At 69.6% G+C, this 21,336-nt stretch carries 15 protein-coding genes; 5 read left to right on the forward strand and 10 right to left on the reverse strand.

The window, feature by feature from the left end:
- The first annotated feature begins 12 nt into the window (after window positions 1–12).
- The 4 genes from OHS71_RS10805 to OHS71_RS10820 all read left to right on the forward strand — a co-directional run bounded on the left by OHS71_RS10805 (window position 13) and on the right by OHS71_RS10820 (window position 6,951).
- Complete coding sequence (locus tag OHS71_RS10805; protein ID WP_328479178.1) at window positions 13–2,409, forward strand: glycoside hydrolase family 2 protein; 2,397 nt, start codon at window positions 13–15, stop codon at window positions 2,407–2,409.
- A complete protein-coding gene (locus OHS71_RS10810) occupies window positions 2,406–3,455 on the forward strand; it encodes a LacI family DNA-binding transcriptional regulator (RefSeq protein WP_328479179.1) in 1,050 nt (349 codons plus the stop codon). Before OHS71_RS10805 ends, OHS71_RS10810 begins: the two co-directional genes overlap by 4 nt.
- Window positions 3,456–3,601: 146 nt before the next feature.
- Window positions 3,602–4,828: a thiolase family protein gene (locus OHS71_RS10815; protein WP_328479180.1), complete on the forward strand. Its 1,227-nt coding sequence runs from the start codon at window positions 3,602–3,604 to the stop codon at window positions 4,826–4,828.
- Window positions 4,825–6,951, forward strand: coding sequence for a 3-hydroxyacyl-CoA dehydrogenase NAD-binding domain-containing protein (locus OHS71_RS10820; RefSeq protein ID WP_328479181.1), 2,127 nt, complete (start codon window positions 4,825–4,827; stop codon window positions 6,949–6,951). Before OHS71_RS10815 ends, OHS71_RS10820 begins: the two co-directional genes overlap by 4 nt.
- 306 nt (window positions 6,952–7,257) lie before the next feature.
- Here OHS71_RS10820 and OHS71_RS10825 read toward each other — a convergent pair whose 3' ends face one another.
- The gene (locus OHS71_RS10825) at window positions 7,258–8,274 is read right to left on the reverse strand and encodes a hypothetical protein (protein ID WP_328479182.1); all 1,017 of its coding nucleotides are present in this window, start codon (window positions 8,272–8,274) and stop codon (window positions 7,258–7,260) included.
- Between the two features lie 82 nt (window positions 8,275–8,356).
- Between OHS71_RS10825 and OHS71_RS10830 the strand changes: the two genes are divergently transcribed.
- Window positions 8,357–8,728 carry an NTP pyrophosphohydrolase gene (locus tag OHS71_RS10830; RefSeq protein ID WP_328479183.1) on the forward strand — a complete coding sequence of 124 codons (372 nt, stop codon included), beginning with the start codon at window positions 8,357–8,359 and terminating at the stop codon, window positions 8,726–8,728.
- Between the two features lie 66 nt (window positions 8,729–8,794).
- Here the strand turns inward: OHS71_RS10830 and OHS71_RS10835 are convergent, their stop codons facing one another.
- From OHS71_RS10835 to ngcE, 9 genes are all read right to left on the reverse strand, one after another.
- Window positions 8,795–10,318: an amino acid permease gene (locus OHS71_RS10835; RefSeq protein WP_328479184.1), complete on the reverse strand. Its 1,524-nt coding sequence runs from the start codon at window positions 10,316–10,318 to the stop codon at window positions 8,795–8,797.
- Between the two features lie 157 nt (window positions 10,319–10,475).
- Window positions 10,476–12,404 carry a 1-deoxy-D-xylulose-5-phosphate synthase gene (dxs, locus tag OHS71_RS10840; protein ID WP_328484468.1) on the reverse strand — a complete coding sequence of 643 codons (1,929 nt, stop codon included), beginning with the start codon at window positions 12,402–12,404 and terminating at the stop codon, window positions 10,476–10,478.
- A 191-nt stretch (window positions 12,405–12,595) separates the two neighbouring features.
- A complete protein-coding gene (locus tag OHS71_RS10845; RefSeq protein WP_443046901.1) occupies window positions 12,596–13,951 on the reverse strand; it encodes a sugar ABC transporter permease in 1,356 nt (451 codons plus the stop codon).
- A complete protein-coding gene (locus OHS71_RS10850; protein ID WP_328479185.1) occupies window positions 13,948–14,739 on the reverse strand; it encodes an ATP-binding cassette domain-containing protein in 792 nt (263 codons plus the stop codon). Before OHS71_RS10850 ends, OHS71_RS10845 begins: the two co-directional genes overlap by 4 nt.
- A 262-nt stretch (window positions 14,740–15,001) precedes the next feature.
- Window positions 15,002–16,105: a sugar ABC transporter substrate-binding protein gene (locus OHS71_RS10855; protein ID WP_443046902.1), complete on the reverse strand. Its 1,104-nt coding sequence runs from the start codon at window positions 16,103–16,105 to the stop codon at window positions 15,002–15,004.
- 122 nt (window positions 16,106–16,227) lie between these two features.
- A complete protein-coding gene (locus OHS71_RS10860) occupies window positions 16,228–17,427 on the reverse strand; it encodes an ROK family transcriptional regulator (protein WP_328479187.1) in 1,200 nt (399 codons plus the stop codon).
- A gap of 337 nt (window positions 17,428–17,764) precedes the next feature.
- A complete protein-coding gene (locus OHS71_RS10865) occupies window positions 17,765–18,697 on the reverse strand; it encodes a carbohydrate ABC transporter permease (protein WP_328479188.1) in 933 nt (310 codons plus the stop codon).
- Window position 18,698: 1 nt separating this feature from the next.
- A complete protein-coding gene (locus tag OHS71_RS10870) occupies window positions 18,699–19,625 on the reverse strand; it encodes a carbohydrate ABC transporter permease (protein ID WP_328479189.1) in 927 nt (308 codons plus the stop codon).
- Between the two features lie 45 nt (window positions 19,626–19,670).
- On the reverse strand, window positions 19,671–21,149 hold the full coding sequence (gene ngcE, locus OHS71_RS10875; protein WP_328479190.1) for an N-acetylglucosamine/diacetylchitobiose ABC transporter substrate-binding protein: 1,479 nt from the start codon (window positions 21,147–21,149) through the stop codon (window positions 19,671–19,673).
- Between the last annotated feature and the right edge of the window lie 187 nt (window positions 21,150–21,336).

Raw genomic sequence — 21,336 nt, forward strand, 5'->3', positions numbered from 1 at the left:
TAGGGAGTGCACATGCTGGAGGCCTCACCGCTCAACGACGGATGGAATCTGCGGCACGAAGGGACGTCACTCCCGGCCGGGGTGCCGGGCTGTGTGCACACCGATCTGCTCGCCGCCGGGGTGATCCCGGACCCGTTCCTCGGCCGGGCCGAGAACGAGGTCGCGTGGGTGGGGCGGCGCGAGTGGACGTACGAGCGGGAACTGCCGGCCGTGCCGTCCGGGCACGAGCAGACCGACCTGGTCTTCGACGGGCTCGACACGGTCGCGGAGATCACGCTGGCCGGGCAGCTGCTCGGCCGGGTGCGGAACATGCACCGCTCCTACCGCTTCGACGTGACGGGCCTCGAAGGCCCGCTGTCCGTCCGGTTCGTCTCCGCCTACGCCGAGGCGGAGGCCGTCCGCGGAAGGGTCGGCGAGCGTCCGGCTGCCTACACCGAGCCCTACCAGTACCTCCGCAAGATGGCGTGCTCGTTCGGCTGGGACTGGGGTCCCACCCTGGTGACGGCCGGCATCTGGCGGCCGGTGCGGGTGGAGCGCTGGTCGACGGCACGGCTGGCGCGGGTGCGTCCGCTGGTGACCGTCGAGCGGGGCACCGGAGTCGTCGAGTTGCGGGTGGACGTGGAGCGGACCCGGGTGGAGGCCGGGCTGACGCTCCAGGCCCGGGTGGGGGGCCGGACGGTGCGCGGCGAGGTGACGGGCGCGGGCGGTGCCGTCCGGGTCGAGGTGCCGGACGCGGAGCTCTGGTGGCCGCGCGGATACGGGGAACAGCGATTGTACGAAGTCGAGTTGACCCTGCTGCACGGGAGTTCGCCGCTCGACGTGTGGCGGCGGCGCGTGGGCTTCCGCAGCGTCGGACTGGACACCTCGGCGGACGCGCACGGGAGCGGGTTCACCCTGGTCGTCAACGGGGAGCGGCTGTTCGCCCGGGGCGTGAACTGGATCCCGGACGACGTGTTCCTGTCCCGGGTGACCCGGGAGCGCTACCGGAGGCGGCTGCGCCAGGCGGCGGACGCCGGCGTCGACCTGGTCCGGGTCTGGGGCGGCGGTGTCTACGAGAGCGAGGACTTCTACGACGCCTGCGACGAACTGGGGCTGCTGGTGTGGCAGGACTTCCCCTTCGCGTGCGCGGCCTACCCGGAGGAGCAGCCGCTGCGGGGCGAGGTGGAGGCGGAGGCCCGGGAGAACGTCGTACGGCTGATGCCGCATCCGTCGCTGGTGCTGTGGAACGGCAACAACGAGAACCTGTGGGGGTTCAGGGACTGGGGGTGGGAGGAGCGGCTCGGCGGGGACTCCTGGGGCGAGGGGTACTACCTGGGCGTGCTGCCCCGGGTCGTCGGGGAGCTGGATCCGACGCGGCCGTACACGGCGGGCAGCCCGTGGTCGGGGTCGTGGAGGCATCATCCCAATGACCCGGCCCACGGGACGCATCACTCGTGGGAGGTGTGGAACCGGCGGGACTACGCCGAGTACCGGGGCGAAGTTCCGCGGTTCGTGGCCGAGTTCGGCTGGCAGGCGCCGCCCGCCCATGCCACGCTGCGGCGGGCGCTGCCGGGTGAGGAGCTCTCGGCGGACTCCCCCGGCATGCTGCACCACCAGAAGGCGCAGGACGGCAACGGCAAGCTGGCACGCGGGCTCGCCCGTCACTTCGCCGTGCCCGACGGCGACTTCGACCGGTGGCACTACCTCACGCAGGTCAACCAGGCGCGGGCCGTGGCGACCGGGATCGAGCACTGGCGGTCACGGTGGCCGGTCTGCGCGGGCACGATCGTCTGGCAGCTGAACGACTGCTGGCCGGTGACGTCCTGGGCGGCGATCGACGGCGATGGAAGGGAGAAACCGCTCTACCACGAGCTGCGGCGGCTGTACGCGGATCGACTGCTGACCCTGCAACCGCGCGGGGAGGGGCTGGTGCTGGCCGCCGTCAACCAGTCGGGGCAACCGTGGTCGGGCACGCTGTCGTTGCGGCGGGTGTCGGTGGAGGGAGAGGTGATCGGCGCGGCGAGCGTGGAACTCGCGGTCGGCGCACGGCTGGTGGGCGAGGTGCGGGTGCCGCCCGAGCTGGAGCCGGCCGGGGCGAAGGAGTTCCTGGTGGCCGACGCGTGGGGGGCAGCCGGACCGGCCGGGGGTGGGCTGCGGGCGGTGTACTTCCCGGTGCCGGACCGTGAGATCCCGTATCCGCAGCCGCGGTTCGAGGTGGCCGTGGCACCGGGGAGCGTCACGGTCACGGCCCGCACCCTCGTCCGGGATCTGCTGCTCCAGGCCGACCGGCTGGATCCGGGGGCGCGGGCCGACCGGGGGCTCGTGACGCTGCTGCCCGGGGAACGCGTGACCATCGGGGTGGAGGGCTGGGAGACTCCCGATGCCGCCGCCGCCCGGGCCGCGCTGTACTGCCAGGAGCCCGCTCGATGACAGCGTCCCCCTCGCCCCGCGTCACCATCAAGGATGTCGCGGCCCGTGCCGGCGTCTCCAAGGGCGCCGTGTCGCTCGCCTTCAACCACAAGCCGGGGCTGGCGGAGGCGACCCGGGACCGGATCTTCGCGGCGGCGCGGGAGCTGGGCTGGGAACCCAACCTCACGGCACGCTCGCTGTCGAGCTCGCGGGTGGACGTGGTGGGGCTCGCGATCTGCCGGCCGGCGCGGATGCTGGGTCTGGAACCGTTCTACATGGAGTTCGTCTCCGGGGTGGAGAGCGTGCTCACCGAGCACTCCTGTTCGCTGCTGCTCCGGCTGGTGCGTACCGTCGAGGAGGAGGCCGGGCTCCTGGAGTCGTGGTGGCGGGGTCGGCAGATCGGCGGGTCGATCCTCGTCGACTTCCGGGCCGACGATCCCCGGGTGGCCGTGGCCGAGCGGCTGGGGATGCCGGTGGTCGCGGTGGGGCACCCCTCGCTGACCGGCGGCCTGACGTCCGTGTGGACGGACGACGCCACGGCGGTGACCGAGGCGGTCCGCTATCTGGCGGCGCTCGGGCACCGGCGGATAGCGAGGGTCGGAGGCGCGGCCGCGCTCGGGCACACGACGATACGGACGGCGGCCTTCGACGCGGCGGCGCGGACCCTGGGGCTGGCCGGTGCGTGGCAGGTCGCGACGGACTACTCCGGGGAGGCGGGCGCGCGGGCGACCCGGTCGATGCTGACCGCCGCCGCGGCCGACCGGCCGACGGCGATCGTCTACGACAACGACATCATGGCGGTGGCCGGGCTCGCCGTGGCGGCCGAGATGGGTCTCGGCGTGCCGGGCGATGTCTCCCTCCTCGCCTGGGACGACTCCCAGCTATGCCGGCTGACCCATCCGACGCTCTCCGCGATGAGCCATGACGTGCACGGATTCGGCGCGGAGGCGGCGCGGACGCTGTTCGGCGTGATCACCGGGCCTGGTCCCGGATCGCGGCCGGTGCCGACTCCCGTACTGACCCCGCGGGGCTCGACGGCGCCGCCACGGGGCCGAGCGCGGGAGTGACCTCTCCCCCGTTCCGGGTGTGACGTTCGCCGCTTGGCCCTCCGGGACTGGGCAGCTACGTTACCGATAAGTAGCATGGGTCCTGAGCGCGCGCTCAGCGCTTGCGTGTCGCAGCAGTGCCATCCCGCACCTGGAGGAGAGCCATCGTGCCTCGTACCGTCAGGGACGTCGTCTTCGTCGACGGCGTCCGTACCCCGTTCGGCAAGGCGGGCCCGAAGGGCATCTACCACGAGACCCGCGCCGACGACCTCGTCGTGAAGGCGATCCGGGAGCTGCTGCGCCGCAACCCCGGTCTCGACCCGAAGAAGATCGACGAGGTCGCCATCGCCGCGACCACGCAGATCGGCGACCAGGGCCTGACCATCGGCCGCACCGCCGGCATCCTGGCCGGTCTGCCGACCTCCGTGCCCGGCTACTCCATCGACCGCATGTGCGCGGGCGCCCTGACGGCCGTCACCTCGGTCGCCGGTTCCGTCGCCTTCGGCGCCTACGACATCGCCGTCGCCGGTGGTGTCGAGCACATGGGCCGTCACCCGATGGGCGAGGGCGTGGACCCCAACCCGCGGTTCGTCAGCGAGAAGCTGGTCGACGAGTCCGCCCTGTTCATGGGCATGACCGCCGAGAACCTGCACGACCGCTACCCGCAGATCACCAAGCAGCGCGCCGACGCATACGCCGTGCGCTCGCAGGAGAAGGCCGCCAAGGCGTACGCCAACGGCAAGATCCAGGCCGACCTCGTACCCGTGTCGGTGCGCCGCACCAACCCGGACGCCGGCGAGACGGGCTGGGGCCTGGTCACCGCCGACGAGCCGATGCGCCCGGGGACGACCCTGGAGAACCTCTCCGGTCTGAAGACCCCGTTCCGCGTCCACGGCCGGGTCACCGCCGGCAACGCGGCCGGTCTGAACGACGGCGCGACGGCCTCCCTCATCGCGTCCGAGGACTTCGCCCGCGAGAACGGCCTGCCGGTCAAGATGCGCCTCGTCTCGTACTCCTTCGCGGGTGTCGAGCCGGAGGTCATGGGCTACGGCCCGATCCCGGCCACGGAGAAGGCGCTGGCCCAGGCGGGTCTGTCCATCTCCGACATCGGTCTCTTCGAGATCAACGAGGCCTTCGCCGTCCAGGTCCTGGCCTTCCTCGACCACTACGGCATCGCGGACGACGACGAGCGCGTCAACCAGTACGGCGGCGCGATCGCCTTCGGTCACCCGCTCGCCTCCTCCGGCGTCCGTCTGATGACGCAGCTGGCCCGCCAGTTCGAGGAGCAGCCGCAGGTCCGCTACGGCCTGACCACCATGTGCGTCGGCTTCGGCATGGGCGCGACCGTCATCTGGGAGAACCCGCACTTCGAGTCCGCCGGAGGCGACAAGTGAGCACCACCGAACTCCTGAAGGGCGCGGCCGAGCTGTTCCCGGACGAGGTCGTCACCCAGGCGCACGTCCGTCACCTGGACCTGCCGTTCGGCGCGGGGCGCTTCGCCCTGATCACGCTGGACAACGGCTTCGACCACACCAAGCCGACCACCTTCGGCCCGCAGTCCCTCGCGAACCTCGACTCCGCGATCGACCAGGTCGAGAAGGAAGCCTCGGCCGGCGAGATCGTCGGTGTCGGTGTCACCGGCAAGCCGTTCATCTTCGCCGTCGGCGCGGACCTGAAGGGCGTCGAGCTCCTCAAGGAGCACAAGGACGCGCTCGCCATCGGCAAGGGCGGCCACGAGGTCTTCAAGCGCCTCGCGGGCCTCGCGGTCCCCACCTTCGCGTACTACAACGGCGCGGCGATGGGCGGTGGCGTCGAGGTCGGCCTGCACTGCAAGTACCGCACGGTGTCCGCGGCGCTGCCGGCCTTCTCGCTGCCCGAGGTCTTCCTCGGTCTGGTCCCCGGCTGGGGCGGCTGCACGCTGCTGCCGAACCTGATCGGCGCCGACAAGGCCGTCTCGGTGATCATCGAGAACTCCCTCAACCAGAACAAGCAGCTCAAGGGCGTTCAGGTCTACGAGCTGGGCATCGCCGACGCGCTGTTCGAGGGTGCGGACTTCCTGGAGCAGTCGCTGCTCTGGACAGCGTCCGTCCTCAAGGGCGAGATCGTCGTGGACCGTCCGGTGATCGACCGTGGGGAAGCCTGGGACCAGGCCGTCGCGCGCGGCCGCTTCGTCGCGGACAGCAAGGTGCACGGCGCGGCCCCGGCCGCCTACCGTGCCCTCGACATCATCGCGGCCGCCAAGAACGGCGACCTCCAGCAGGGCTACGACGCCGAGGACGTGGCGCTCGCCGACCTGATCATGGGTGGCGAACTGCGCTCCGGCATCTACGCGTTCAACCTGGTGCAGAAGCGCGGCAAGCGCCCGGCCGGAGCCCCGGACAAGTCCCTGGCGCGTCCGGTCACCAAGGTCGGCGTGGTGGGCGCGGGCCTGATGGCCTCGCAGCTCGCCCTGCTGTTCCTGCGCCGTCTCGAGGTGCCGGTCGTGCTGACCGACATCGACCAGGAGCGCGTCGACAAGGGTGTGGGCTACGTCCACGCCGAGATCGAGAAGCTGCTCGGCAAGGGCCGCATCAACCAGGACAAGGCCAACCGCCTCAAGGCGCTGGTGTCCGGTGTGCTGGACAAGGCCGAGGGCTTCGCCGACGCGGACTTCGTCATCGAGGCCGTGTTCGAGGAGATCGGCGTCAAGCAGCAGGTGTTCGCGGAGGTCGAGGCGGTCGCCCCGGCGCACGCGATCTTCGCCACGAACACCTCCTCGCTGTCGGTCTCCGAGATGGCGTCGAAACTGAAGAACCCCGAGCGGGTCGTGGGCTTCCACTTCTTCAACCCGGTCGCGATCCTGCCGCTCCTGGAGATCGTCCGGGGCGAGCAGACCGACGACGCGTCGCTGGCCACCGCCTTCGCCGTCGCCAAGAAGCTGAAGAAGACGGCGGTCCTGGTGAAGGACGCCCCGGCGTTCGTCGTCAACCGCATCCTCACCCGCTTCATGGGCGAGGTGCAGAACGTCATCGACGAGGGCACCCCGGTCGAGGTGGCGGAGAAGGCGGTGGAGCCGCTCGGCCTGCCGATGTCCCCGCTGGTCCTCCTCGAGCTGGTCGGCCCCGCGATCGGTCTGCACGTCTCGGAGACCCTCAACCGGGCCTTCCCGGACCGCTTCACGGTCTCCCCGAACCTCGCGGCCGTCGTCAAGGCGGGCAAGCGCGGCTTCTACGTCTACGACAGCGGCAGGCCCGAGCTCGACCCCGAGGTCTCCGCGCTGCTGATGCAGGGCGACACCGTCCTGACCGAGGAGCAGGTGCGGGCACGCGTGCTGGACGCGGTGGCGCAGGAGATCGGGCTCATGCTCGACGAGGGTGTCGTCGCCGAGGCGCAGGACATCGACCTCTGCCTGATCACGGGCGCCGGCTGGCCCTTCCACCTGGGCGGCATCACGCCGTACCTGGACCGCGAAGGTGTCTCCGAGCGCGTGAACGGCAAGAAGTTCCTGGCGCCGGGCGTGGCCTCGGTTCCCGCGTGACCGTCGGGGCCGTCACGGCCCCCGGCAAGTGAAGAGGGCCTCCGCCGTGTGCGGAGGCCCTCTTTCATGCCGTCATGCCGTCCTGCTGCGATGCCGTCCTGCTGCTCCGTCGCCCTGTGTCGGGTCCTGCCCGGGGTGGGGTCGCCGCACACGGGGCCGGCCCTTCTCCGGGGCGCGGGACGCCGCCCTGGGCCCCTTCTCCGGGGCCCGGGACGCCGGCCTGCGGCGCCCAGGGCGACGCGGAGGCCGGCCGGGCCGTCAGACCGTCCGCCAGGCCGTCACACCGTCCGCCAGGGCGTCAGACCGTCAGACCGTCCGCCAGGCCGTCAGGGCGAGGCCGGGCTCGTCCTTGCGGTAACTGATCTGCAGTTCGCCGGTCGACGGAGACAGGGCCGCCGCGACCACCCGGTCCTCGTGGTCCTTGGCGAGCGTCACCACGGCGTCGGCCGGCAGTTGCGGACCGGCCTCGGCCCACCAGGCCCCGGCCGACTCCTTCTCGGTCGGGTACGCGGCGAAGGCGACCCGGCCGCTCGCGGATCGCTGGGCCAGCAGGGTGCAGTCATGGCCGTCGAGTTCGGTGCGGAGGGCAGCGACCGGTCCGGGCCCGGCGGCGGCGAGCACGCGGACGGGCTCGCTACCGGGACGCCACGCGCACAGGTCGCCGGCCTCGTCGGTGTAGAAGAGGGTGGTGTGCTCCGGGGAGGTGGCCAGCGCCCGCAGGGTGCGGGGCCGGACCGGGGCGCTGAGGGGCTCCTGGAACACCGGCTGGCCGCCCGGCTCCTCCTGCCGCCAGTGCAGGACCCCGCCGGACACGGCCGCGTACACCTGGACGCGGCCGGACTCCCCCGTCACCGCGACCGGCGACCCCACGATGCCCTGCCCCTTGAGGTCGCGCCACGGGTCCCAGCCACCGGTCTGCTTCTGCGCGACCATGCACAGTCCCGAGCCGATGTTGCGGGCGAAGACGTGCGCGCGCCCCTGGGCGTCCACCGCCACGGCGGGTGTGCCGGTGCGGTCGCCCTTCTTGTTGGGATGACCGATGGGCACCCAGTCCAGGGCGGCGAGCAGCGGCCGGAAGTGCGTGGAGTGCACCAGGCCCGCCTCCCCCTGCGCCGTGGGCCGCCAGCAGGCCAGGTGGCCATAACCGTCGGTGCCCTGCCCGACGGCCGGGGACGGGTACACCTTCTGGTCGCCGCCCACCCTGCGTGGGCCCTCCCAGGGCCCGCCCGGGCTGCGTTCCGCCCGGCACAGGACGGCGTCGTCCGACACCAGATAGACACAGAGCCGCCCGTCGCGGCCTCGTATGAGCCAGTCGCCGTTCACCCGATCACCTTATGACGGACCCTTCACGGCGCCCGCGCGAGGGTCTCCTCCGCGCGGCCGTCGTCCGTGCGACGCTGAGAGCATGGACGACATCCCCGCGCTGCTCGTGATCGTCGACGCCGCGAACGTCGTCGGGTCGGTGCCCGACGGCTGGTGGCGGGACCGCCGCGGCGCCGCCGAACGACTGCGTGACCTGCTGGCCGTGGACGGCCTGCGCGGGCACGAGGGGCCCGAGGAGATCGTCCTCGTGGTGGAGGGCTCGGCCCGCGGGGTGGAGTCGGTGCCGGGCGTGCGGGTGGAGGCGGCGCCGGGCAGCGGGGACGACCGTATCGTCGAGCTCGTCACCGGGTCGGCGGAGCGGCCCCGCCTGGTCGTCACGGCCGACCGGGAGCTGCGCCGCCGGGTGACCGCGCTGGGCGCGGACGTCACGGGCCCGCGCTCCGTAAGGGACTGAGGCGCCACGGCGCCGGAGCCGTCCCGCTGACGCCCGCAGGGGGCACGGGGGCGGCTCCGGGAGCCATCACACCGCGCCGCCGCGGCCCGGGGCCCCGTCGGCGGAGGCGGCGGCCGCCTCCTGCCGTCCGAGACGGCTGTGGGAGCGGCCATAGAGGAAGTACACGACGAATCCGACGACCATCCAGATACCGAACCGCAGCCAGGTCTCGGCGGGCAGGTTGAGCATCAGCCACAGCGAGGCGCACACCGACACGATCGGCAGGAACGGCACCCACGGGGTGCGGAACGCCCGTGGCAGGTCGGGCCGGGACCTGCGCAGGATGATCACGCCGATCGCGACCACCACAAAGGCGAAGAGCGTGCCGATGTTCACCAGCTCGGCGAGCTCGCTGAGGCTGGTGAAGCCGGCCAGGATCGCGATGAGCACGCCGAGCAGGATGGTCGGCCGGTGCGGGGTCCTGAACCGCGGGTGCACGTGGGAGAAGAAGCGCGGCAGCAGCCCGTCCCGGCTCATGGCGAAGAAGACCCGGGTCTGTCCGAGGAGCAGGATCATGCAGACCGTCGTCAGGCCGACTGCGGCGCCGAAGCTGATGAAGCCCGCGAACCAGGGGTGCCCGGTGGCCTTGAACGCGTCGGCGAGCGGGGCGCTCACGGACAGCTTGGTGTAGTGCTGCATCCCGGTGACGACGATCGACACGGCGACGTAGAGGACCGTGCAGATGATCAGCGAGCCGATGATGCCGCGGGGCATGTCGCGCTGCGGGTTCCTGGTCTCCTCGGCGGCGGTGGCGACGACGTCGAAGCCGATGAAGGCGAAGAAGACGACGGAGGCGGCGGTGAAGATGCCCATCACCCCGAAGTTGGACGGCGCCCAGCCGAACAGCAGCTGGATCATCGGGGCGTTCAGGCCACCGCCCGCGTCCACGGTCTGCGCCTTGGGGATGAACGGGTCGTAGTTGGCGCCGTGGATGAAGAAGGCGCCCGCGATGATCACGGTCAGGACGACGGTCACCTTGATGGCGACGACGACGGTGGTGACCCGCGCGGAGAGCTTGGTGCCGACGACCAGGATCGCCGTCAGCACCAGGACGAGGGCGGCGGCGAGGATGTCGAAGCCGAAGCCGTCGGCGCCCTCCCTGCTGCTGAGGGCCGCCGGCAGATGCCAGCCCGCGTTGTCGAGCAGCGAGGCGACGTACCCGGACCAGCCGACGGCCACCACCGCCGTGCCGAGCGCGAACTCCAGGACGAGGTCCCAGCCGATGATCCAGGCGGGGAGCTCCCCGAGGGAGGCGTACGAGAAGGTGTACGCCGAACCGGCCACCGGCACGGTGGAGGCGAACTCGGCGTAACAGAGCGCGGCGAGCGCGCAGACGACCCCGGCCACCACGAAGGCCAGGGCGACGGCGGGACCGGCGTTGTTCTTGGCGACCGTGCCGGTGAGGACGAAGATGCCGGTGCCGATGATGACGCCGACACCGAAGACGGTCAGGTCCAGCGCGGACAATGATTTCTTGAGCGCGTGCTCTGGCTCCTCTGTATCGAGGATGGACTGCTCGACCTTCTTCGTCCGGAAGACGGTGCTGCTCACGGGGTACCTCCCACGCTGTGTCGTCCTCGACATGATCGAGAGGGGGCGTAGACCGTATGCCCCGGCGCGGACCGGTTAACGCGAATGGACCGGTTCCACCACTCTTCACAGGGGGAGAACCGGTCCATTCGGGCGTGTCGGCTTGCCCGGTACGGCGTCAGTCCCTCGCGGACTCCACGGAGTCGACCTCGGCGGCCGCCGCGTTGCCGTACCGGCCGTCGAGCTTGGAGACGAGGCCGGTGACCTGCCGGGCGATGTCGGGGGCGGTGAGCCCGATCTCGGCCATGACCTCGGCGCGCGAGGCGTGGTCGAGGAAGCGGGGCGGGATGCCGAAGTCGCGCAGCGGGACGTCGACGCCCGCGTCGCGCAGCGCCTGGGCGATCGCCGAGCCGACGCCACCGACGCGGGAGTTGTCCTCGACGGTCACGACCACCCGGTGCCGGTCGGCGAGGGGCGCCATGGCCTCGTCGACGGGCTTGACCCAACGCGGGTCGACGACCGTGGTGGTGATGCCCTGGCGGTCGAGCAGCGTCGCGATCTCCAGGCACATCGGGGCGAGGGCGCCCACGGAGACCAGCAGCACGTCCGGGGTGTCGCTGCCGCTCTCGCGCAGCACGTCCATGCCGCCGACGCGGCCCACGGCGGCCACGGCGGGGCCGACGGCGCCCTTGGAGAAGCGGACGACGGTCGGCGCGTCCTCGACCTGGACGGCCTCGCGGAGCTGGGCGCGGACCTGGTCGGCGTCGCGCGGGGCGGCGAGCCTGAGGCCCGGCACCACCTGGAGGATCGACATGTCCCACATGCCGTTGTGCGAGGCGCCGTCGGTGCCGGTGACACCGGCCCGGTCCAGGACGAACGTCACACCGCACTTGTGCAGGGCCACATCCATCAGCACCTGGTCGAAGGCACGGTTGAGGAAGGTGGCGTACACCGCGAACACCGGGTGCACCCCGCCCGCGGCCAGGCCGGCCGCGGAGACGGCGGCGTGCTGCTCGGCGATGCCGACGTCGTAGATGCGGTCCGGGAAGGCGTCCGCGAACTTCTTCAGGCCGACCGGCTGAAGCATCGCCGCCGTGATCGCGACGATGTCCTCGCGCTCCTTGCCGAGCTCGACCATCTCGTCGCCGAAGACGGAGGTCCAGTCCGCGCCCGACGCCTTGATCGGCAGACCGGTGTCGGGGTGGATGGGGCCGATGCCGTGGAAGCGGTCGGCCTCGTCCTGGAGGGCGGGCTGGTAGCCGCGGCCCTTCTCGGTGAGGCAGTGCACGATGACCGGGCCGCCGAAGCGCTTGGCGCGGGCGAGCGCGGATTCCAGGGCCTCGATGTCATGGCCGTCGATCGGGCCGACGTACTTGAGGCCGAGGTCCTCGAACATGCCCTGGGGGGCGATGAAGTCCTTCAGGCCCTTCTTGGCGCCGTGCAGGGTCTCGTAGAGGGGTCTGCCGACGACGGGGGTGCGCTCCAGCACTTCCCTGGTGCGGGCGAGGAAACGCTCGTAGCCGTCCGTCGTGCGCAGGGTGGCGAGGTGGTTGGCGAGGCCGCCGATGGTCGGCGCGTAGGAGCGCTCGTTGTCGTTGACGACGATGACCAGCGGGCGGTCCCCGTCGGCGATGTTGTTCAGCGCCTCCCAGGCCATGCCGCCGGTGAGCGCTCCGTCGCCGATGACGGCGACCACGTGGTCGTCGCGGTCGAGGATCTGGTTGGCCTTCGCGAGGCCGTCGGCCCAGCCGAGCACCGTGGAGGCGTGGCTGTTCTCGATGACGTCGTGCTCGGACTCGGCCTGCGAGGGGTAGCCGGAGAGGCCGCCCTTCATCTTGAGCCGGGAGAAGTCCTGCCGGCCCGTGAGCAGCTTGTGCACGTAGGACTGGTGGCCGGTGTCCCACAGCACCTTGTCCTTCGGGGACTCGAAGACCCGGTGCAGGGCGATGGTGAGCTCGACCACGCCGAGGTTCGGCCCGAGGTGGCCGCCGGTCTTGGAGACGGCGTCGACGAGGAAGGTGCGGATCTCCCCAGCCAGCTGGTCCAGCTCCTCCAGGCTGAGCCGGTCCAGATCGCGCGGTCCCCTGATGCGGGTCAGCAGCGGCACCCGTGCCTCCTTGCAGTAAAAGCTGATCGAGCTGTTGCCGGGCTCGTCGAGTCTAGTGTTCCGCCCGGGCGTCCGGTGTCCGGCCCATGGGTCGGGGGTCACGCGAACGGCAGTACCCAGGATGAACCCTTCCCATGACACGACTGTGCCCGGCATCGCGGGGATGCCGGGCACTTCGGGTCACCGGAGCGTCATCCGCGACCGGCGGCCTTCTGGCTCTTGCGGGAGATCGAGTCGATGACGACCGCGCCCAGCAGAACACCACCGGTGATCATGTACTGGATCGAGGTGTTCATGTTGAGCAGGTCGAGACCGGTCTGGATGGACTGGATGACCAGCATGCCCAGGAGGGCGGACCACACCGTGCCCCGGCCGCCGAAGAGGCTCGTACCGCCGATGACGGCCGCCGCGATGGCGAGCATCAGGGTGTTGCCGCCGCCGGCGTTCAGCGTCGCGGACGCCGTCTGGCCCGCGAAGAACATGCCGCCGACCGCCGCGAAGCCACCGGAGATGGCGAACACGGTGATGCGGACCATCGGCACGTTGATACCGGCACGACGTGCGGCCTCGATGCCGCCGCCGACCGCGAAGACCTTGCGGCCGTACGTGGTGCGACGCAGCACGAAGTCGACGACCACCAGCGCCGCCAGGAAGATGACCAGCGCGTTGGAGACACCGGAGGCGTTGTTCAGCACGCTCGCCGCCAGGAAGGCGGCGACGGCCAGCGCACCGACGCGCAGCAGGATCTCCGCGGTCGGCCTGAACGGGACACCGGCGGCCCGGCGGCGACGCTGCTCACCGAAGTTGCCGATCAGGGTCAGCACGACCGCGAGGCCGGCCAGCAGGTACGCGCCGATGATGGCCTGGTCCATGAAGAAGGAGTTCTGGCCGAGCAGGTGCACCGGGCCGGAGTCCGACGGGATGTTGATCGTGCCGCTGGAGCCCAGCAGCCACAGCATCAGACCGTTCCAGCCGAGGAAGCCGGCCAGGGTGACCACGAAGGCCGGTACGCCGATCTTCGCGAAGAACCAGCCCTGCAACGCACCGATGACCGCACCGGTGAGGACCGTCAGGACCAGCGACAGCCATGGGTTCATGGTGTGGTCCACCACGAACACGGCGAACAGCGTGGACGCCAGACCGCTGACGGAACCGACCGACAGGTCGATCTCTCCCAGCAGCAGGACGAACACCAGGCCGATGGCCAGCATGCCGGTGGCCGACATGAAGTAGCTGATGTTCGAGAGGTTGTCGGCGCTCAGGAAGAGGTCGTTCTTCGCCTGGAAGATGGTCCAGATGACGATCAGACCGAGGACGACGGGGATCTGGCCCAGCTCGCCGCCCTTCACCTTGCGCTTGAACTCGGTGAGGTAGCCCTTGAAGCCCTCTTCACGCACCAGCAGGCGCGGGTCGACGACGGAGACCGGCGCGGCGGTCGGGTCGTCGGCGGGCGCGACGGTGGTCTGGTCCTCGATGACGCCGCCGGTCTTCTCGACCTTCCCGGGCCCCGAGGAGTCGCTCTTCACGGTCTTCGACGTGTCGCTCACTTTGCCGCCTCCGCAGTGCGACGCCCCGCACGACGGGTCACGGCGTTGTCCGTGGCCCCGGTGATCGCGGCGATGATCTCTTCGTGGCTGGTGTCCTTCACGGGGAAGGAGCCGTTGTTCTTGCCCAGACGCAGGACGGCGACGGTGTCCGCGACCGCCTTGACGTCGGCCATGTTGTGGCTGATGAGGATGACGCCGAGGTTGCGCTCGCGCAGCCGCTCGACCAGGTCGAGGACCTGCGCGGTCTGCTCGACACCGAGGGCGGCGGTGGGCTCGTCCAGGATGACGACCTTCGGGTCACCGATCAGGGCGCGCGCGATGGCGACGACCTGACGCTGACCACCCGAGAGGCTCGCGATCGGGATGCGGACACTCGGGATACGGATGGAGAGCGTCGAGAGCAGCTCCCGGGCGTTCTTCTCCATCGACACCTCGTCGATGACGCCGCGGCGCAGCAGCTCGCGTCCGAGGTAGAGGTTGCCGACCACGTCGAGGTTGTCGCACAGGGCGAGGTCCTGGTAGACGGTCGCGACGCCGAGTCCCTGAGCGTCGTGCGGCCGGTTGATGCTGACCGGCTTTCCCTCCCATTCGATGACGCCCTCATCGATGGGGTGGACACCCGCGATCGTCTTGACCAGGGTGGACTTTCCTGCGCCGTTGTCGCCCACGAGGGCGACCACTTCTCCGGCGTGGACCTCCAGCTCGACGTCGGTGAGTGCCTGAACCGCACCGAATCGCTTGGAGACCCCGCGCAACGCCAGCACGGGCGTAGCGGACACGTGAACCATCTCCTTCGCCGCCTGACCGGCGGGGATGCCGCGCGCAAAGACAGGCGCGGAGGGATGTGCGCGACGCGCTGGGCGCGAGTCGACGCACGAGGTTTACAAGATGAACATGCGTGAATCCGCTGCGCTTGGCAACGGTTCCGTCCGACGCCCGCCCCGGCAGCGGGGTGTGAAGGTGGGGCGGGCGTCGGACAGGTCTCACGGGGCCGCTGGGCGGCCGACGGGACCCGAGGGCCGGCTGAGCGGACCCTTGGGACCGGGTTGCCTACTGGAGGCCCGCGGCCTTGCAGGCGGCGGCGTACTCGGCGGTGCAGATGTCCGCGACGGTGTACAGCCCGTCCTTGACGACCGTGTCCTTGATGTTGGCCTTGGTGACCGACACCGGGGTCAGCAGCTGCGAGGGGACCTTGTCGCCGGAGCCGCTGGTCAGCGTCTCGGTGGCCAGGGACTTGATGTCCTTGCCCTCGAGCAGGTCGACCGCGAGCTGGGCGGCCGCCTCGGCCTCGGGCTTGAAGGCCTTGTAGACGGTGGAGGACTGGGTGCCGGCGACGATGCGCTGGATACCCGCGAGCTCCGCGTCCTGGCCGGTCAGCGGGATGCCGCTGATCTTCGCACCCTTGAGGGTGTTGGCGATGCCACCGGCCATGCCGTCGTTGGCGGCGTAGACGCCGGCGATGTTCTTGGCGCCGAGCTGGGTGATGGCCGCGGACATCTTCTGCGCGGCGACCGTGTCCTTCCAGAGGCCGGACTGCTCGTAGGCGATGTCGACCTTGCCGTCGAGCGCCTTGTGCGCGCCTTCCTTGAACTGGCCGGCGTTCGGGTCGGCGTCGTCACCGTTGATCATGACGACCTTGGCCTTCGGGGTCGCCTTGGCGCCGAGGGAGTCGAGCAGGGCCTGGCCCTGGAGCTCGCCGACCTTGACATTGTCGAAGGAGACGTAGGCCGAGACGGGGCCCTGGGCGAGGCGGTCGTACGCGACGACCTTGACGCCCTTGTCCACCGCGGACTGGATCGAGGACTTGATGGCGGCGGAGTCCTGGGCGGAGATCACGATGACCTTGACGCCCTTGGTCACCATGCTGCTGACCTGCTGGGCCTGCTTGGCCGAGTCGGCCGCGGCGTTCGCGTACTCGAGCTTGCAGTCGGAGCAGAGGGCCTTGACCTTGGCGTCGAAGTACGGCTTGTCGAACTTCTCGTACCGCGCGGTGACGCTGTCGGGGAGCAGCAGGCCGATGGACTTGTTGCCCGAGCTGCTGCTGCTGCCGGAGTCGCTGTCCTTGTCGTCGCCCGCCTTGCCGCACGCGGCAATCGAAAGCGCCATGGACACGGCGGTTGCGCCGATCACGACTCTACGCATCGTTGCGTTCATTGAGATGTGCCTCCCTGACAGGGCCGCAACGCTGCGGCCGAGGTGGCTGGAAGTCAACTCGGCCACACGTGCGACGTCAAGAAGTAAATACTTAACGAGATGGCAACGGCGTCATTCGTTCTCTAAGTGAAGGCAGGTGTCGCCACGGTCAGCGTGCCGTCCAAAAGGGTCGAATCACCCATTTCACTCAGTGCGAGAGCGAGCGCTCCGAGCACCTCCGCACGGCCCCCAAGTGCCCCCGGGAGAACGGAAAGTTGGCGTGCCGCACTCGGGATCGCGTAGCGGCCGACGGACTCTCTGATCGGACCGAGCACCAGCTCACCGGCCTCGGCGAGATCACCGCCCAGGACCACCCGGCTCGGGTTCAACAGGTTGCAGAGATTGGCGACTCCACTGCCGATGTGACGGCCGACGTCGGCGATCACCCGACGGCAGCCCGGGTCGCCGTCCCTCGCCAGTCGCACGACGCCTTCCATCGTCAGATCCGTGCCGTGGCTGGACTGGAGGAGCGGGAGCACGTAGCGCGCCGCCGCGAAGGTCTCCAGGCAGCCCCGGTTACCACAGCGGCAGACGGGGCCGGACTCGTCAAGTGTAATATGTCCGATTTCGCCCGCGGTACCACCGGGCCCCCTGTAGATCTTCCCCTCGATCACCAGACCGGCACCCACACCGCTCGCGACCTTGATGTATGCAAGATCACGCACGCCCCTGCCACTGCCCCAGACCATCTCGCCGAGGGCTCCGAGGTTGGCGTCGTTGTCCACGTGGACGGGCACGCCGAGCCGGCCGCGCATCTCCTCGGCGGGTCTGGTGCCGATCCAGCCGGGCAGGATGGCGGACGAACCGAGCGTTCCCGACTCCAGGTCGATCGGCCCGGGCACCCCAAGACCCACCCCCGCAACCTTCGTCCGGTCCACCCCGGTGGCCTCGATCAGCCGGTTGACCAGCTGTTCCGCCCGGTCGAAGCCCTGCGTCGAGGAGGCGTCCACATCGAGCGGCTCCGACTCCTCGGCAAGCACCTGATGGGCCAGATTGCCCACGGCGACCCGTAGGTGCGTATGTCCGAAATCGACGCCGATGACGATGCCCGCGTCGCCGCTCAGACTGACGCTGCGGGCCCTTCGTCCGCCCGCCGAGGTGGGCGTGACCTCGACGGTTCCGCCGTCCTTCAGTTCGCGCACGATATTGGAGACGGTCGCGGCGGACAGCCCGGTCGCCCGGGCGATCTCCGCCTGCGTCAGGGACCCGGCCAGACGCACGGCGCGTACGACCCGCTCCAGGTTGGCTCGGTGCAGCGACGACTGCGACCCCGGAGTCTCCACGACGACCTCCTGCGCGCGGGACCGCATCGATGAGGCCCCGTCTATGTCCAACTAGTGAACTCTAAGCTGAGCCGTTCGGGTCGCCTCCCGTCAAGAGGTTGAACAGTATCCGCATGCGTGTGAAGCAACACGGAGGGTGGTCGAGGGGGGGTCGCGGGGCGTGCGGGACCCGCTGCGCGGCGTTACGGGCCGGTCCCGGAAGGGGTACGAAAGGGACGCGGCAGCGGGAGAACGGACGGTGCCGCCGGCGGCTCGAGCGGGCGCCGGCGAGGCGCGCGGACACGGGCCCGGCGGTGGTGCCAGGCGGTGAAGGGCGAGCCCGTCGTCCGCGGCGCCCCTACTTCAACGCCCCGGCGGTCAGCCCCTGGACCACCTGCCGCTGGAAGACGATGTACGCGGCCAGGACCGGCAGCATCGCCATGACCAGACCGGCGAAAAGCCCTGACCAGTCACCCTTGTAGCCCTGGCTCACGGCCAGTTGGACCAGCCCCTGGGTGAGGACGCGCTTGTCGGGGTCGGTGTTCAGGACCGTGGGAAGCATGTACTGGTTCCACTGGCCCAGGAAGTTGAAGATGCCGACGCTGATCAGGCCCGGCTTGGCCATGGGCACCATGATCTGGAAGAACGTACGGCTGTGCGAGGCGCCGTCCACGAAGGCCGCCTCCGCCACCGAGGTCGGCAGGGTGCGGAAGAAGGCCGTCAGGAAGAACACCGTGAACGGCAGCGAGTAGGCGATGTAGACGAGGATCAGGCCGTGGATGGAGTTCAACAGCCCCATGTTGTTCACCACGTAGAACAACGGGACCAGCGCCAGCATGATCGGAAAACTCATGCCGCCGATGAACAGGTAGTAGATGAAGCGGTTGCCCGGGAAGTCGAAGCGCGCCAGGACGTAGGCCGCCATGGAGCCGAGGACGAGCGTGCCGATGAGTGAACCCCCCACCACCAGGATGGTGTTGAGGAAGTAGTCGCTCATGTTGGCCTCGGTCCAGGCCCGGGACCAGTTGTCGAAGTGCAGGGTGTCGGGCAGCGACCAGGGCGAGCCGAAGATGGAGCTGTCGTCCTTGAAGGAGGTCATCACCGCCCAGAGCAACGGCAGCACGACCATGATCGCCCAGATCACCAGGATGCCGTGGGAGAAGGCGTTGAGGACGTTTCCTTCCGATTTCTTCCCCGCGGGCGGTGTGCCGGCCGCCAGGTCGACCTTCGTGACGGGGATGCCGGAGCCGGACTCGGCCGGCAGGGGCGCGGGGGTCTCGGTCGTCTTCACGTCAGTACTCCAGCCGCTCGCGCCGCCCCAGCCGCATCACGACGGCGGCGAAGGCCAGCGTCACGATGAGCAGAGCCACGCCGATGGTGGTGGCATAGGCGGCCTGACCGTCACGGAACGCCTTCTGGTACACGTACAGGACCATGACGGTGGTCGAGTAGTCGGGGCCGCCCGGCCCGGTCGTCATGATCTGCACGACCGCGAACGACTCCGCGCCGAGCGCGAGGATGCCCATGTAGACCCAGCCCGACTGCACCGTGCCCCAGAGCAGGGGCAGGGTGATGCGGAAGAAGGTGGCGGCCCGGCCCGCGCCGTCCAGCAGCGCGGCCTCGTACAGGTCCGCCGGGATGGACGCCATGCCCGCCGAGAAGAGGACCACGAAGAAGCCGACCGTCGACCAGACGAGCACCGCCATCACGCACCACAGCGCGAGATCCGGGTCGCCGAGCCAGAGGGGCTGGAGGCCGTCCAGCCCGACCCCCCGGAAGAACGAGTTGATCGCGCCGCTGTCCGGGTTGTACGCGAAGGCGAACAGCAGCGCCACGATGGCGATCGACAGCACCTGCGGGAAGAAATACACGATCTTGTAGAAGGAGGACCCCCGGACTCCGGAGATCACCGGGCCGCCCCTCCTCCCGCGTCCACCGACATTGATCATGAAGGCGAAGAACAGCGCCAGGCTGATCGTCACCAGCGGCAGCACGACCGCGAACATCAAGCTGTGCTGCAAGGACTTCCAGAAGATGTCGTCGTCCAGCATCCTCCGGTAATTGTCCAGGCCGACCATCTTGAATTCGGGGCTGAGACCGGTCCAGTCCGTGAACGAGTAGTAGATGGACTGGATGAACGGCCATACCACGAAGAGCGCGTACAGTCCCAGGGGCAGCGCCAGGAACCCCACGATGAAGCGGTACTTGCCGTGCTGCATCACCACTCCGGTGCTTTTATGGATACTTCGCCGCGATTTCCGCCGTCACTGGTGTTTGTAATGCTTGATCGTCGTGTCCTTGGCCGCCTCGTCGGCGTACCCCTGGATCTTCTTGATCGCCTCGGCCGGGGTGAGCCGGCCGGCCATCATCTCGCCCAGACCGGACACCCCGATCTTCTCCTTCTGCAACTGGACATACCAGTCCTGAAGTCGAGGGTTCACCACGTTGTCGCCGGCCTTGTCCAGGGCCGCGACACCCGACTTGAGACCGGGGGTGAGGGCGAGACCGTCGGTGCCGCCGTTGTACGCGGTCAGTGACTTGACCTTGGAGGTGAAGTTCTTGGAGGACGCCTCGCTGAGCATGATGCGCAGCTGTTCCATGCCGCCCGCCGCGTTCTTCGCCTTGGCCGGCACGACGAACGGCTCGCCGCCGGAGGCCCAGATGGTGCCGAAGGGCATCTTGTCCGAGGAGTCGATGCCGGTGGGCGCGGAGACGGCCAGGCCGAAGTCGGCGGGGATGACGTTGGCCGACTCGTTCTCCACCCAGGAACCGTTGGGGATGAACAGCGCCTTGCCCTTCGCCCAGGCCGTCTGGGACTGGATGTGGTCCAGGCCGGGCGTGCCCTTGAGGATGTAACCCTTCTGGTAGAGCTCGTAGTAGGCGTCGAAACAGGCCTTCACCGCCGGGTGCTTCCAGGCGTTCGGCTCCAGGTTGTCGATGGCGTCGAGGACCTCGCGGCCGCCCACCTTGCCGATCATCGGGTACAGCGCGAAGGGAATGTAGTACGGGTACTTGCCGGCGTACGTCCAGCCCGCGATGCCCTGCTTCTTGGCCTTCGCGCAGAGCGCGAGCATCTCGTCCCAGGTCTGCGGATACGTGGCGTCGAGGGAGTCCAGGGCCTTCTGCGAGTACCAGACGCCGTAGACGGTGTAGGCGTAGTACATGATCCAGACCGGGTCGCCGTCGAACTGGCCCATCTCGACGATGCCGGGGCGCAGGGTGTCGCGGACCTTCTTCCCCGGGTCGTCGTAGGACGCGGCGTCCAGGAGCGGCGTGAGGTCGGCGAGCTGCTTCTTGCCGACCAGCACGCCCATGTCCATCTGCTCGGCGCCGGAGTTGTCGATGAGGTCGGGCGGGGTGCCCTGGTTGAAGCGGGGCTGGAGGGTCGACTGGATCTTCTGCGTGGCCGAGAACTTCACCTTCGCCCCGGGGAAGGCCTTCTCGTAGATCTTGACCGCGTCCTCGGCGTACTCCTTGCCGAAACCGCCGTCGAACAGGACGAATTCCAGCTGGGCGGTCTCGTTGACCGCCAGGGGGTTCTTCGCGGTCTTCTTTCCGGCCTTGGCCTTGTCCTCGTCGCCCCCGCCGCTGCTCGCGCAGGCGGACAGAAAGCTCATCGTGGGGACGGAGATCAGGCCCAGTGCCGCTGATCTCTTGATCAGGTCCCGGCGGCCGACACCCGTGGAGCCGTTCCTGTCGGAGCGGTTCTCCTCGGAGCCGATGTTCTCGGAGTGGGATCCCATGCTCAAGTCCTCGCCTTCTCCAGGACTCAGGCGGTGAACCGGATCCTTCCCGGCACCGCGGTCGGGTCAAGCAGGGTCGTGCGGATCGTGCGGTTCGACGGCATCGACGGATTCGAGGGCGAATAGCCGACAGGTATAGTCCACTCCCTGCCGACGGAGCAAGATCGAATGCAAGGTTGACCGGTGG

Source organism: Streptomyces sp. NBC_00377 (genome assembly GCF_036075115.1).
Taxonomy (GTDB): Bacteria; Actinomycetota; Actinomycetes; order Streptomycetales; family Streptomycetaceae; genus Streptomyces.